The 15322-nt window shown below is 40.9% G+C and carries 13 protein-coding genes; 5 read left to right on the top strand and 8 right to left on the bottom strand.

Translation table 11 applies throughout. The features are described from left to right. Positions 1-59 precede the first annotated feature (59 nt). On the bottom strand, positions 60-1688 hold the full coding sequence (locus tag GHD25_RS14645; RefSeq protein ID WP_164218138.1) for a M20/M25/M40 family metallo-hydrolase: 1629 nt from the start codon (positions 1686-1688) through the stop codon (positions 60-62). A 307-nt stretch (positions 1689-1995) separates the two neighbouring features. On the opposite strand from GHD25_RS14645, the gene GHD25_RS14640 reads away from it, so the two are divergent. The 4 genes from GHD25_RS14640 (at position 1996) to GHD25_RS14625 (ending at position 6141) form a co-directional block, all read left to right on the top strand. After that, positions 1996-2727, top strand: coding sequence for a glycerophosphodiester phosphodiesterase (locus tag GHD25_RS14640; protein ID WP_164218136.1), 732 nt, complete (start codon positions 1996-1998; stop codon positions 2725-2727). A gap of 20 nt (positions 2728-2747) precedes the next feature. Continuing rightward, complete coding sequence (gene namA / locus GHD25_RS14635) at positions 2748-3764, top strand: NADPH dehydrogenase NamA (protein WP_164218134.1); 1017 nt, start codon at positions 2748-2750, stop codon at positions 3762-3764. A 19-nt stretch (positions 3765-3783) separates the two neighbouring features. Then, positions 3784-4698: a ribonuclease Z gene (rnz, locus tag GHD25_RS14630; RefSeq protein WP_164218132.1), complete on the top strand. Its 915-nt coding sequence runs from the start codon at positions 3784-3786 to the stop codon at positions 4696-4698. Positions 4699-4770: 72 nt separating this feature from the next. Then, entirely contained in the window at positions 4771-6141 is a 1371-nt protein-coding gene (locus GHD25_RS14625; protein WP_164218130.1) for an aldehyde dehydrogenase, read from the top strand. Positions 6142-6374: 233 nt separating this feature from the next. Here GHD25_RS14625 and GHD25_RS14620 read toward each other — a convergent pair whose 3' ends face one another. The 5 genes from GHD25_RS14620 to GHD25_RS14600 form a co-directional block, all read right to left on the bottom strand. Further along, positions 6375-7625: a DNA polymerase IV gene (locus tag GHD25_RS14620; RefSeq protein WP_276207835.1), complete on the bottom strand. Its 1251-nt coding sequence runs from the start codon at positions 7623-7625 to the stop codon at positions 6375-6377. Positions 7626-7723: 98 nt separating this feature from the next. Next, the gene (locus GHD25_RS14615) at positions 7724-8851 is read right to left on the bottom strand and encodes a M20/M25/M40 family metallo-hydrolase (RefSeq protein WP_164218126.1); all 1128 of its coding nucleotides are present in this window, start codon (positions 8849-8851) and stop codon (positions 7724-7726) included. 41 nt (positions 8852-8892) lie between these two features. After that, positions 8893-10440, bottom strand: a complete 1548-nt coding sequence (locus tag GHD25_RS14610) for an acyl-CoA carboxylase subunit beta (RefSeq protein WP_205601369.1) — start codon at positions 10438-10440, stop codon at positions 8893-8895. Further along, complete coding sequence (gene mce / locus GHD25_RS14605; protein WP_164218124.1) at positions 10440-11264, bottom strand: methylmalonyl-CoA epimerase; 825 nt, start codon at positions 11262-11264, stop codon at positions 10440-10442. The genes GHD25_RS14610 and mce overlap by 1 nt, the downstream gene beginning before the upstream one ends. A gap of 16 nt (positions 11265-11280) precedes the next feature. Continuing rightward, positions 11281-12921: an acyl-CoA mutase large subunit family protein gene (locus GHD25_RS14600; RefSeq protein ID WP_164218122.1), complete on the bottom strand. Its 1641-nt coding sequence runs from the start codon at positions 12919-12921 to the stop codon at positions 11281-11283. Between the two features lie 125 nt (positions 12922-13046). Between GHD25_RS14600 and prli42 the strand changes: the two genes are divergently transcribed. Further along, positions 13047-13160 (top strand): stressosome-associated protein Prli42, encoded by a 114-nt coding sequence (prli42, locus tag GHD25_RS20025; RefSeq protein ID WP_240452374.1) that lies wholly within the window; start codon positions 13047-13049, stop codon positions 13158-13160. A 289-nt stretch (positions 13161-13449) separates the two neighbouring features. Here the strand turns inward: prli42 and GHD25_RS14590 are convergent, their stop codons facing one another. Next, positions 13450-13881: a BrxA/BrxB family bacilliredoxin gene (locus GHD25_RS14590; RefSeq protein WP_164218118.1), complete on the bottom strand. Its 432-nt coding sequence runs from the start codon at positions 13879-13881 to the stop codon at positions 13450-13452. Between the two features lie 145 nt (positions 13882-14026). Further along, positions 14027-15319: a dihydrolipoamide acetyltransferase family protein gene (locus GHD25_RS14585; RefSeq protein WP_164218116.1), complete on the bottom strand. Its 1293-nt coding sequence runs from the start codon at positions 15317-15319 to the stop codon at positions 14027-14029. Positions 15320-15322: the final 3 nt, after the last annotated feature.

The raw sequence follows: 15322 nt of genomic DNA, 5'->3' as shown, positions 1-15322 counted from the left end.
TACAAATTTGTCATGAATTCGCCCTTGTAAAAAAGATCAGCCTTGGATCCCAAAGTAAATCATGTGTTCCTGTAATTCAATAATCGGTGAATAGTCTCGGTTAAAATACCCGGAAGATATTCAAAACTATGCGTAATTTCCAGTCTTTCGGTCCATTGATGAGGATCTTTCCCCAATGGACCGATATTTAATACCGGCATGGTCAATTTTTCCATTACATCCTTTGGAAAAACAAAACCGTTATTTTGTAACGGCAGGTTATTTGTAAGCTTCTCCAGTTTATTTTCCGAAGATGGTGTTCCTATAAAACTTAGATCCGATAAACCAGTAAAAAAAGCTGCTTCCGTGAAAGTAATATCATACCTAGTTTTGGCATATTGCTGAATATCGCCGATTATATTTCTTATATACGGATCATGATAAGAGGAGACCGCCGGGTAAAATGGCGGACTGTAAAACAAGATAATCATCGGTGCCATATCTTTGCATAAAGAAGCCAGGTCCTGTACAAGCAGCGTGGAGAAATCACGGTCCCCTTTGTCCCGCTGGCTCAGCAAAAGATTTTGCCTTCGTATGATTTCTTCCTCTCCGTATTGTTTAACTGCTTCAGCATATAAGTCTTCATACATCATTACTTTTACATTGGAAACCGGGATGGAAAAATCAGAAACTAATTTCTGAAAGCCTGCAGCTTTTTCCTGAATATAGTCATCCACTTTTTTCGCTGCTTCTTCCGCACACTGCAGCAGTTTATCATTCAATTCATTAAATGTCCGTTTTAAATACAATACATTGTACATGGCAACTGCTGACTGCGGGGTCTGGACGGAATATTCTTCTTTTAAATCCCGTTGCATTAAACTAAGCGGCGGCGGGGATACTTCATCTCCCGCTTTTTCAATAAATGAATCATTTAATTCGATTTCCTGGGAAAGGAAGCTGACCATCAGGTTAGGATTAATGCCGGAAAAAGGCTCTCCGACATGAGATTCCTTACCATAACAATAAAACCCCGGAAGAACTTTTCCCGCTGATCCTGTGTAAACATAATAATTTGAATCACCGGGGTATTTGCTGAAGGAAGGTTCGCTGTTTAAACAGGCTTTAAAAACGAGGTTCTCCTCTTTCTTTATCTCTTCAAGTGCCGATAAAGCCTCCAGCATTCCTTGTGAATTTACTTCTTCATCCGGCACACTCAACAAAAGGACATTGCCTTTAAATTTACCATCCATTGCTTTTTCCATCATGGATAGCTGTACTGTCAAACCTGCCTTCATATCCATCGTACCCCTGCCGAATATCCAGTCTCCATTCTCCAGGTCATGTTGTACCGACTCAGGCATTTTGCTCTTACTGTTTACTATCTCTTCTGTCAACTCTTTAGGCTGGAAAGCAAGATTCTTAAAAGATCCATAGTCATCCACTCCAACAACATCAAAATGACTTAGCAAAATAACAGTTTCCTTAATATCTTCACCGGATTTCACCAATGCAGCAACAAGTCTGCGTCCATCTTCAAGCGGATAAAGCTTTAAATGGCCGGGATTGGATTTGAAATAGGATTTCTGTGCCAACAGGGAGTGTAAATGTTCCGCAAGTGCAATTTCCGCCTCAGACCCTGTAATACTCTGGTATTGCACAAGAGAGCATAATAAATCTGTAAGTTCATCTTTTGATTGCCATCGCATGATATTTTTCCTCCTCGATAGACAGGTAATATTTAATTACCTGCTTGTATAACTTAAATTAAGGTTTATGCAAGGTATAGCCGGTTAAATCAGTACTCCAACAGGGTTGTAAATGTACACTATGCCCAGCTTCGCAATCATGGTGCAATGTTCTGGAACAGCTGTACCGCAGTCCCGTGGAAGCAGTTTCTGGGAAGCTGAAAATTTTTAAGTCTTACCTTCAGGGTAAAGTACCCTTTGCTTGTTTTTCCGCAATAAATTGACTTTTTTCCGAAAGTAAATCACAATCATAAAAGAGGTGAAGGTATTGAAAACAAAAATAATTGCCCATCGCGGTGCCAGTAAATACGCACCTGAAAACACCATGCCAGCATTTGAACTGGCTTATAAGATCGGGGCAGACGGCATTGAAACAGATGTACAGCTGACAAAAGACCATGTACCCGTTTTAATTCATGATGAAAATGTGAACAGAACTACGGATGGTGCCGGATATATTAAGGATTATACCTATCATGAGCTGAAAAATCTGGATGCGGGGGCCTGGTTCTCAAAAAAGTTTCAAGGAGCACGCATCCTTTCCCTGGATAAATTTCTAAAGTGGGTCGAAAATAAGCCGTTATATTTAAATATAGAGCTGAAAAATAATAAAATAGATTACAGGCACCTGGAAAGTATCGTATATGAAAGAATTGTTCATTATCAGTTACTAAATCGTACCACAATATCTACATTTAATCCAAACAGCATCAAACGTATGAAACGATATAATGACAAGCTTGAAATTGCTTTTCTGGCTTCGAAAAGTTTTAGAAATCTAATAGACACAGTAACCGAACTTGGCGGAAATGCCATCCATGTAAAATACAGTTTATTGCATAAAAAGCTTGCAGCGGAAGGAAAACAAAAAAATATTCCGCTTAGAGTATTTACAGTAAACAGAAAAATGAGGATTGTTCGCTGTCTTCACTATAAAGTGGAGGGAATATTTACCGATGTTCCGGATAAAGCACTGGCGATCCAAAAATATATCCATTAATTCTTACAGGAGGAGCAGTCTTGGCTAAATTATTTTCACCAATTACCTTTAAAACAACAACATTAAAAAATAGAATCGTGATGTCGCCAATGTGCATGTATTCATCCATGAAGGAAGATGGTCAAATTACGGATTTCCATATGACACATTACATATCCAGAGCTGTTGGCGGGGTTGGTCTTGTCATGGTGGAAGCAACAGCTGTCCAGGGGGCTGGCCGTATTTCCCCGCAGGACCTGGGAATATGGGATGATATGCATAAAGATGGATTGAAAGCACTAAATGAGCAATTACATCAATATGGTGCAAAATCAGGTATTCAATTGGCACATGCCGGAAGAAAAGCGCGGCTTGCATCGAAAATTCATGCTCCCTCCCCTATTCCATTTAATGAGGCTTCCAAGCTGCCCGAGGAAATGACTGAAGATGATATTAAAAACACCATAGAAGCATTTGTACATGCTGCAAGGAGGGCAAAAGAAGCCGGGTTTGATATCGTTGAAATTCATGCCGCCCATGGATATTTATTAAATCAGTTTTTGTCTCCACTTACCAATAAACGCAATGACAAATATGGAGGCGTTAAAGAGAACAGGTACCGGATTGTAGGAGAAATTATTGATGGAATTAAAACAGAATGGCAAGGTCCTCTCTTTATCCGGATTTCCACTGATGAATACGATGAAAACGGAAATTCTTTGGAAGATATTTTTTATTATGCATCTAAAATGAAAGAACAGGGAATAGACTTAATTGACTGCAGCTCCGGGGGTGTGGTGCCAGCCAATATTTCAGCTTATCCGGGCTATCAGGTAAAGCGTGGTGAAAGAATAAGACAGGCTGTAAATACTGCAACGGCTGCCGTCGGATTAATTACTACAGGTATTCAAGCTGAAGAGATAATTCAGAATGAGCGTGCCGACCTCATATTTATTGGCAGAGCATTACTGAATAATCCTTACTGGCCAAAAGCAGCTGCGGATGAATTAAATTTTAGCCTCGAAGCTCCAAAACAGTATGTACGAGGATGGAAGTAAGAAAGCTGGAGGACTTAATATGGAACTTTTATTTCTGGGCACTGGTGCAGGAATCCCTTCAAAGGAGAGAAATGTATCATCCATCGCATTAAAATTATTGCAAGAGCTTAATAGTATATGGCTGTTCGACTGCGGTGAAGCAACCCAGCACCAGATTCTGCACACATCCATCAAACCGGGTAAAATTAGTAAGATTTTTATTACCCACATGCATGGTGATCATATTTTCGGTTTGCCGGGAGTTTTAAGCAGCCGGTCTTTTCAAGGCGGTGAAGAATCATTAACGATATATGGTCCTAAAGGAATTAAAGAATATACAGAGACAGCTCTCAGATTAAGCCGCACAAGTTTAACATATCCATTAATTATAGAGGAAATTTCTGAAGGATTTGTGTTTGAAAATGATAGCTTTACCGTATATGCTAAAGAACTGGATCATAGAATACCCTCCTTTGGTTTTCGTATTGTGGAAAAAAATAAGCCAGGAACATTACTGGCTGATAAACTTAAAAATATGGGGATCGAGCCGGGCCCCGTTTATCAGCAAATAAAGGAAAATGAACAAGTAGCGCTGGAGAATGGTACGGTTATTTACCGTAACGATGTGGTAGGACCTGAAAAACCGGGGAAAGTTATTACCATTTTGGGGGATACACGTGCTGCTCAAACATTCAGTGAATTTGTGCATGGTTCAGACATACTCGTGCATGAATCAACCTTTAATCATGAAAACAGGGATTTAGCATATAAATATTTTCATTCCACTGCTGTGGAAGCAGCGGAACTTGCAAAAAAGAGCCAGTGCAGCCGGCTGATCCTGACTCATGTTTCATCTCGTTATCAAAATAAAGAAACTGCAGCTCTTTTACTGGAAGCACAACAGGTTTTTCCCAACACAGCGCTTGCTCACGATTTTTTGCAGCTGAAAATATAAACCTGTCATCACATCTTTAATGAGTGCCGGCAAAAGCTAAAGGTTGCATCAGAGACAAGAGGAGAGATTAACATGGAGGAAATGGAAACGTTAGTAAATAACCAGAGATCTTTTTTCATGAATGGCAACACGATCGAATATTCCATTCGAAAAGAAAAATTGCAATTGCTGAAACAAATGCTCAAAAAATATGAAACAGATATTTATGATGCGCTAAAAATAGACTTAAATAAATCAGAGCATGAAACATTAACGACTGAGCTGGGAATTCTATATACAGAGATAGATTTTGCTATAAAGCATCTTCAGGAATGGATGGCGCCTGAAAAAGTTAACGCTCCAATGACACATAAAGGAACGAAAAATTTTATTTTTAAAGAGCCTTATGGTGTCTGCCTGATTATATCACCATGGAATTATCCGCTGCAATTGGCACTGGCACCGTTAATAGGAGCTATTGCAGCGGGAAACTGCGCAATCATTAAGCCTTCAGAGTATGCAAAAGCAACCTCCATTATTTTGGAGGAAATGATTAAGGATACATTTGACCCCTCTTTTGTAAAGGTAGTTCAGGGAGATAAAGAAATTAGTGAAAAGCTGTTACAGCAGCGTTTTGATTATATCTTTTTCACAGGGAGCACCGCTGTTGGGAGAATTATTATGAAGGAAGCCAGCAAACATCTTACCCCTGTTACATTGGAACTGGGAGGAAAAAGTCCGGCTATCGTTGATAAAGATGCATCAATCCAGCTTGCAGCCAAACGAATTGTCTGGGGAAAATTTACGAATGCCGGGCAGACTTGTGTAGCACCGGATTTTCTTTATGTTCATGATAAAGTGAAATTTAAACTGCTGAAAGAGATGAAAAAGCAAATAAAATCTTTTTATGGAAAAGCACCTTTAAAAAATAAGGACTATATCAGGATTATAAATCAAAAACATTTCGACCGCCTGAAAAATTATCTTCATAACGGTTCCATTCTGCACGGGGGCAACGTGGACAGTGAATACCTGATGATTGAACCTACTATTTTAGATAAGGTGTCATGGGAGGATGAAATGATGCAGGAAGAAATATTTGGCCCGATTTTGCCTGTGTTCACTTTTCATGACATAGAAGAGGCTGTAGAAAGGCTTAAGCCCCAAGAAAAACCATTGGCACTCTATTACTTTGGAGAAAATGGCAAGACACAGCAGCAGGTGATACAATACCTGTCCTTTGGCGGCGGCAGCATCAATGATACACTCTATCATCTTGCAAACCCGCATCTGCCATTTGGCGGCGTTGGAAACAGCGGTATGGGTGCCTATCACGGTAAATACAGTTTCGACACCTTTTCCCATAGCAAGAGCATTTTAAAGCAGACGACTAAATTTGATTTGCCGTTTCGCTATCCCGGAGGAAAACTGTCGCAATCGCTTGTTAAAAAGATCATGAAATAAAAAAGTAAATTGATAGTAAAATAGGAATGCATTTTCACGGTAATCATTTTTGCAGCAGGCGACTAATAAGTTTCCTCGGGTGTGCCGGGACTCGGGAAGTCTTATCTATACCATTTCTGCCTGCTGCTCTTTCCGGTGAGGCGGGCATTAGCGAGGTTCCGAGTCTCCATATATTCCCGGAGCCGGTAAGCTGTTTGCAGTTGGATTTACTTCCATGTCCCTCAGCCTCTGTGTCAACGTTTATAATCATCTAAAAAGTCTTTTTGAAAGCTTGTCCTGGGCTGGTCCTCTTGATCGTCTTCTTTTTTCCATTGTTTAAACGGGTTTTTTCCGTATTTTTTTGATAAATCCTCAATAGTACTATACAATTTCTCTCTATCCTGCTCTTTTTCATAAGTAAATAAATTCAATTGCTTTCCGATATGCTGTTTCTCATTAATATCCTGTACAGTAACGCCAATTAATCGAATAGGTTCGCCATTCCAATGCAATTGCAGCAGTTCATTGGCAACTTGAAGAATCTCTTCTTTCGATTCAATATAATTCATCAGCTTTTTACTTCTAGTTATTGTTTTCCGGTCATGGAACCGAATCATTAATTGGACACTTTTGCCTGCTGCCTCTTTCCTGTTCAGGCGGCGCTCGACATTATTACAAAGCGATTCCATTAATTGTTGAATCTCTTTCTCATTTGTCGTGTCATAGGGGAGTGTCTGGGAACTGCCAATACTCTTAAATTCATAAATGGCATCCGGGTCGACCGGCCTGGGGTCTACTCCGTTTGCTCTATTCTGCAACCGTTCTCCATTTATGCCGAGTATTTGCTTCAGCTCGTATACATCTTTTTTTGCCAAATCGCCAATAGTTTCTACGCCAACTTTTTTTAATTTGATTGCAGTTTTTTCTCCAACACCATACATCTCCTCTATCGGCAGCGGCCAGAGTATTTTTTGTATCTCTCTTTTCCTAAGTACAGTAATGCCCATCGGTTTTTTCATATCCGAAGCCATTTTGGCAAGGAATTTGTTGGGGGCAATTCCAATACTGCATGGAAGATCCAATTCTTCTGAAATTCTTTGCTGCAATTCATGGGCAATTTGCAACGGGTTTCCGTCTATTAGACTGTCCGTTACATCCATATAGCCTTCATCAATAGATACAGGCTGTACAAAAGGAGTGATGTCAGAAAGCATTTTAAACATTTCCCTGGATGCAGCCCGATAGCGGTCAAAATTGGGCCGCATAACAATTAATTCAGGACATAATTTTCTTGCTTCCCACAAATTCATCGTTGTTTTAATTCCCTTGGATCTTGCTTCGTAGCTGCTTGTAACGATAATCCCCTTTCTCTCCTCGGGATTCCCTGCTATTGCCAGAGGTTTCCCTTTTAACCGGGGGTTATAGGCCATTTCCACGGAAGCATAAAAAGAATTCATATCCACATGAAAAATAACTCTGGGTCCTTTTGTTTTCAGCTGGATCAATGGTAAGACGCCCTTTTCCATTATATTGATAGTTCTATTATATCATAAATAGAGGAAATCCCTTTGTCATAAAAATGAACAAAGGGATGATAATGAAGTTAATTTCCACTGACTTCTTTTATAATTTCAGTGACTAATTCTGTTATTTTTACCAGCTCTTCCAAAGGCATTCTTTCACTGGTTGTATGAATCTCTTCGTAGCCTACCGCTAAGTTTACAGTAGGAATACCATGACCGGCAATAATATTCGCATCACTGCCGCCGCCGCTTTTCACGAGTTTGCTTTCTCGGCCTATCGCTTTGACCGCATTTATGGCTACTTTCACCAGATGATCGCCTGATTCTTGTTTATAACCCGGGTACATTAATTTTACCGTAACTTCTGCAGAACCTCCAAAGTTTTCAGCTGTTTGTTCAAAAGCATCTTTCATTTTCTGTACCTGTCTGTCCATTTTACCGGGGTCCAATGAACGTGCCTCTGCCAATATTTCGACATGATCAGCTACAATATTTGTTTGCTTTCCGCCTTCAAAACGGCCGATGTTTGCAGTCGTTTCCTCGTCAATTCTGCCCAGCGGCATTTTAGCAATTGCTTTTGCTGCAAGTGTGATGGCAGAAACTCCTTTTTCCGGTGCCACCCCGGCGTGGGCTGTTTTGCCTTTCATGATGGTCCACAGTTTAGCCTGTGTTGGAGCTGCAACTACTATCTCACCGACTTTTCCGTTGCTGTCCAACGCATAGCCGTATTTTGCGTTGATAAGGGAGGCATCCAGTTCTTTTGCTCCCACCAGTCCTGACTCTTCTCCGACTGTTATTATAAATTGAATATCGCCATGGTCTATATTATTTTCTTTAAGAACGCGGATTGTCTCAAGCATTGCTGCAATCCCAGCTTTATCATCTGCCCCGAGAATGGTGGAGCCATCTGATGTAATATAGCCATCCTCTATAATGGGCTTGATCCCTTTTCCGGGAACTACTGTATCCATGTGGGAAGTGAAATAAATTGGATCTGCATCCTGATTATTGCCTTTCATGGTGCAAATTAAATTTCCGGCACCATGCCCGGTCCTTTCTTTGCTGTCATCTTCCACCACATCAAGGCCCAGCTGTGTAAATTTATTCGTCAGAACCTTGGCAATCTCTGCTTCATGTTTTGTTTCTGAATCTATTTGCACAAGCTCTATGAATTCATTAATTAGTCTTTCCTGATTGACATCTGTCATTAACTGAACCTCCGTTTCATAATCAAAAACATATGACACTCCTATAATGGAATATTGCCATGTTTCTTATTTGGTCTGTCCTCCTGCTTATTAAACAGCATTTCCAAAGCCTGAATAAGCTTAATCCGTGTTTCCCTCGGATCAATCACATCATCGACCATGCCAAGTCCTGCAGCTACATATGGATTGGCAAATTTTTGACGGTATGTATCAATTTTTTGCTGCCGGGTCTCTTCGGGATTTTCACTTTCCGCGATCTCCTTGGCAAATATAATATTTGCTGCACCGTCCGGTCCCATGACCGCAATTTCCGCATTTGGCCATGCATAAACGAGATCTGCACCGATGGACTTGCTGTTTAAGGCAACATAAGCTCCGCCATAAGCCTTTCTCGTTATCACCGTTATTTTAGGCACAGTAGCTTCAGAGTAAGCATACAGAATCTTGGCACCGTGTCTGATAATCCCGCCATGCTCCTGTTTTACCCCTGGAAAAAATCCGGTTACATCCTCAAATGTAATGAGCGGGATATTAAAGGCATCACAGAAACGTATAAATCTGGCAGCTTTATCACTGGAATCAATATCAAGACCGCCGGCCAGGTATTTAGGCTGATTGCAGACAAGTCCGACCGTCTCCCCTTTTATTCTGGCAAAGCCGACGACAATGTTTTTTGCAAAATGTTCATGTATTTCAAAAAAACTGTCCGGATCCACTACTTCATGGATTACTTTTTTTACATCATAAGGACTTCTTGCATTAAAGGGAACAATCTCCGTTAATGCAGGTCGTTCCGCGTTCTCATCCTGCCAATCTCGAATCTCAGGCTTTTCCTTGTAGTTGGCAGGTAAATAGGATAGCAGGTTCCGAACGGCATCCAGTGCTTCTTCTTCGCTGGCAGCTTTAATATGGGCATTTCCGCTTTTGGCATTATGAATGGCAGCCCCGCCCAGATCCTCTGATGTTATTTTTTCTCCTGTCACCGTCTCGATCACTTTTGGACCGGTAATAAACATTTGTGATGTTTTCTCCACCATTATTACAAAATCGGTAATAGCCGGTGAATAGACGGCACCGCCGGCACTTGGTCCCATGATGACGGAAATTTGCGGAATGACTCCGGAATAAACGGAGTTACGGTAAAAGACATGTCCATATCCATCCAACGAAGAAACTCCTTCCTGGATACGGGCACCCCCTGAATCGTTTAATCCTATAAATGGCACATTGTTTTTTGCTGCCAAATCCATGACAGCGGCAATTTTTTTACCGTGCATTTCTCCCAAAGCACCACCGTAGACAGTGAAATCCTGGGCAAACAAATAAATTGGCTTTCCGTTGATCTTTCCGTATCCGGTTACCACACCTTCTCCTTTTGCTGTTTTGTTATCCATGCCAAAGTCGGAGGCACGGTGTTCAATAAAAGGATTTAATTCAACAAATGAACCGTCATCCAACAGATAATCAATGCGTTCCCGTGCAGTCATTTTACCTTTTTCATGCTGCTTGTCTATTCTTTCGTCCCCGCCGCCAAGCTCTACTTCCCTCCGCTTATCGTACAGTTCATTGATTTTATCAAATATATCCACTATGCCTCACCCCTGCTATTATGCTCACATAATTCAAACAGAACGCCGTTTGCGGCCTTAGGATGAATAAATGCTATCTTGCTGTCATGTGCTCCGTTCTTTGGTTCATCATTAATCATGCTTATGCCTTCTGTTTTCAACCTTTGCAGCCGTTCATGAAGATTGTCCACTTCTAAGGCGATATGATGGATGCCTTCTCCCTTTTTGGATAAAAATTCCTGAATCGGTGAATTTTCATTTACAGGTTCCAATAATTCAAATCTGGTCTCGCCAATTTTTAAAAAGGCAACTTTGACCCCCTCTGAATCCACTTTTTCTACGCCTTCGAGTGTAAGTCCTAATGTATCCGTGTAAAAAGGAAGAACGGCATCGATTTGCTTCACCGCGATCCCGATATGGGCGATCTTTTCCGGAGGTTTAGGCGACTCTTTTTTCGGATCGATTAATTCTTCAATATAGTTTGCCATCGCTTCTGTGGAAGCACCGCTTGTAAAAATCTTTTTAATTCCGTTTTCCAGCAAAAAGGAAATATCCTCACTTGGTATCACACCTCCGCCAATAACGGGAATATCACTGGCATTTCTCTTGGCTAACTCCCCGATTACTTTAGGGAACAGTGACTTATGGGCCCCCGACAAAGAAGATAAACCAATTACATCCACATCCTCCTGTACCGCTGCCTGTGCAATTTGTGCCGGTGATTGACGTAATCCTGTATAAATGACTTCCATACCGCGATCCCTGAGTGCCTGTGAAATAACTAAAGCTCCCCGGTCGTGGCCATCCAGTCCAGGTTTGGCTACTAATACTCGAATCTTTCCCATCATTATCCCCCTCGTCTTATATGCCTGCGTATTCGCCAAATTCATCACGCAGTACGTTGCAAATTTCACCGATGGTAGCATATGTCTTAACCGCATCCAAAATATACGGAATTAAGTTGCTGTCAGTCTTTTTGGCATTTTCCCTAAGTACGCTCAGTGCCTTATCCACCTTGGCCTGGTCTCTGCTGTTGCGAATGTTGCTGATGGCATCAATTTGTGCTTTTTCCAAAGTTTCATCCACTTTTAGCAGGTCAGGATCAATTTCTTCTTCCAAAGTAAATTTATTTAACCCGACTATAATTTCTTCTTCTTTTTCAATATTTTTTTGCGTTTCATAGGCATTTTGATGAATTTCCCGCTGCATATACCCTTCCTCCACAGCCTGAACCGCTCCGCCAATTTCCTTAATTCGATCCAAATAGGCATTAATTTCCGCTTCCATTTTGTCCGTTAACTGTTCAACATAATAGGATCCGCCCAGTGGATCGATCGTATCGGCCACACCGCTTTCATGGGCAATAATCTGCTGGGTCCGGAGGGCAATTCTTGCAGAATCTTCTGTTGGCAGGGATAAAGCTTCATCCCTTGAATTTGTATGCAGGCTTTGTGTTCCGCCCATCACAGCAGCAAGCGCTTGCAGGGTGACCCGTACAATATTATTGTCAGGCTGCTGGGCAGTTAATGTAGAACCTCCGGTTTGCGTATGAAATCGCATTTTCCAGCTTTTTGGATCCTTTGCTTTATAATGCTCCTTCATTAATTTGGCCCAAATTCTTCTGGCAGCACGAAATTTGGCAACTTCTTCAAAAAAATTATTATGGGCATTAAAGAAAAAGGCCAGCCTTGGTGCAAACGAGTCTATATCAAGTCCCGACTCCAGTGCCGCATCCACATAAGCCATGCCGTTTGCAATGGTGAATGCTGCTTCCTGTACAGCGTTAGAACCGGCTTCCCGGATATGGTAACCGGAAATGCTGATCGTATTAAACTTCGGAACATGTTTTTGACAGTATTCAAAAATATTGGTGATCAGCCTCATGGAAGGCTTTGGCGGGTAAATATAAGTTCCTCGGGCAATATACTCCTTTAGTATATCATTCTGTATGGTCCCGGTTAGTTTCTCCAAAGGAACCCCTTGCTTTTCTCCTACAGCAATATACATGCACAGAAGTACGGATGCCGGTGCATTAATGGTCATGGAAGTACTCACTTTATCCAATGGTATCCGGTCCAGCAGTTTTTCCATATCTTCCAGAGAATCGATAGCAACGCCAACTTTCCCTACCTCTCCTTCAGCCATAATGTCATCGGAGTCATAACCGATTTGGGTAGGCAAATCAAAGGCTACGGAAAGACCTGTCTGCCCCTGCTCCAATAAATAACGGAAACGCTTATTAGTTTCCGTGGCTGATCCAAATCCGGCGTATTGTCGCATGGTCCAGAATCTTCCGCGGTACATTGTAGGCTGTATGCCTCTTGTGTATGGGTATAGCCCCGGGTATTCAGCTGTATCATCTTTTTTTCTTTCGGTGTATAACCGTTCCACCTCAATATCCGAAGAAGTCGTAAATTTTTCTTTTCTCTCTGGAAATCGTTTTATTACCGATTCAACGGAATTTTCCCAGGCCTTTCTCTGATTATTTTCGTTTTCACTCATTTATCTGCTACCCCCATATGTTTATTTATTTGCATAAATTTATCCTATTTCTCTATTACCACTTGTTCATCTATCATTTTCACGCTAAAATACAAGTAGTAAGCTGTATTAAAGGAGGACTAATTGTGGCAACACGCAAAAAATCAAAACGCGAACGAAGAACGAGAATAATTATTTATATTATGATTATTGCAATGTTACTATCATCCCTGACTGCCGGTTTGGCCATGTTCATATAGTAAAGGCAAGCAACAAAGACTGGATCATTGCCAGTCTTTTATATTTTCTATACTAATGAAACAATGTACTGCGCAGGTCTAAACGGCAAAAACCTTAATTTATTACCAGTATAATATGTTTTATTGGCTGTGTCTTGAAAAATCTGTATTAATTTTGATATATTCCGGCCTTCATATCTACTGTTTTACTGATCCATCTCCATTTAATTCTATTTTTTATGTAATATATGTGTACGTGTATTGACGAAAAGGAGGCTGACCTATATTATAGAGCCAGCCTCAAAGTATTTTAAACTTCTTCACAATGTTCTTCAAAGACCTGCTGAAGTTTATCCATTACATCCATGGCACTAAATCCTTCAATATCATGGCGTTCCAGCATGGTTACAATTTTTCCGTCTTTCATAAAGGCAAATGATGGTGAAGAAGGAGGATACCCTTCGAAATATTCACGTGCTTTTTCTGTGGCTTCACGATCCTGCCCTGCAAATACTGTTACTAAATGATCCGGTCTTTTATCATAATGGATAGCATTGGCCGCGGCAGGGCGGGCAATGCCACCGGCACAGCCGCAAGTGGAGTTAACCATTACCAGTGTCGTTCCATCTTGAGTTAAGACTTCATCCACTTCCTCCGGTGTTGTAAGCTCCTGATAACCTGCTTCTGTAATATCCTTACGGGCTGCATCAACTACGTCTTTCATGAATAAGTTGAAATCCATGTATATTTCATCCCCTTATAGACTTAAGTATAGTTAAACTCTCAACAAGCATATCAATTCTTATTGCATTTTTCAATTTATTGACATGAATTTCTTTTTAGACTGCTGGAATACACAAGTTAACTATTTTAGCCGCCGCGGCATTTTAATAGATATTCGTATTATCCTTATTCATATTTTCAAGAATTTCTTTTAGCCTTCTTAAAAATTGGCCGCAAACAAGACCGTCCAAAATACGGTGATCAAGTGATAAACATAAATTCACCATATCCCTTGCTGCAAACATATCATTCAATATAACAGGCCGTTTTACAATAGATTCCACCTGTAAAATTGCCGCCTGCGGATGGTTGATTACCCCCATGGATTGTACGGATCCAAATGAACCTGTATTGTTTACAGTAAATGTACCGCCTTGCATATCATCTGCAGTCAATTTCCCTGTTCTTGCTTTTGCTGCCAGATCATTAATATCGCGGGCAATTCCTTTAATGCTTTTTTCATCAGCATGTTTGATGACTGGTACAAATAATTCATTATCCTTTGCTACTGCAATGGACAGGTTAATATCTTTCCTTTGTATAATTTTATCTTCCGCCCATGTGCTGTTTAGCTCCGGATACTCTTTCAGTGCCTGTGCTACTGCTTTTACAAAGAAGGCGAAGAAAGTTAAACCATATCCCTCTTTCTGCTTGAAGTCATTTTTGATGGCATTTCTATAAGTGACAAGATCTGTTACATCCACTTCCACTGTCATCCAGGCATGCGGAATTTCCTGTTTGGATCGCACCATATTTTGGGCTATCATTTTCCGTACACCAGTTACCGGTATTTCCACATCGCCGTTTTGCGCCTTCTGTTTTGGTGCTGTAGAAGGTGTCTGAGTTGATTCGTTTGCAGCCTTCGGTCCAGCTGCCGGCGCGGTTTTCGGCTCCTCTGCTTTTGGAATTTTTCCGGTTTCTATTATTTTTTCAATATCTTTCCTTGTAATTCTGCCTCCACGGCCGGTGCCATTCACCTGCTCAAGGTCAATATCATTTTCCTGCGCCATTCTTAACACAGCCGGAGAGTACCGTTTTTTCATTGATTGGTCTTTATTTACCTGCTGAACAGTCTTTTTATCTTCAGGTGCAGATGGTTTTCCGTCTGATTCTGCAGAACTTTTTTCATTTACAGAGGCCGAACCGCTTGAATCTCCTTCTGTATCTATGTAGCACATTAAGTCGCCTACAGCAATCGTATCTCCTTCCTGTGCTACAAGTTCATTAATCGTGCCGGTAAATGAGGAGGGAACTTCCGCATTTACTTTATCTGTCATTACCTCAGCTATAGGGTCATATTTGTTCACTTTATCCCCTTCACTTACAAGCCAGGAACTAATTGTTCCCTCTGTTACACTTTCACCTAATTGGGGCATGTTTATCTTTTCTTTGGCCATATT

The sequence above is a fragment of the Virgibacillus aidingensis genome, from assembly GCF_010994035.1.
Classification (GTDB): domain Bacteria; phylum Bacillota; class Bacilli; order Bacillales; family Amphibacillaceae; genus Virgibacillus_N.
The sequence above is the reverse complement of the archived record's forward strand: the minus strand, read 5'-3'. Positions and strand labels throughout refer to the sequence as shown.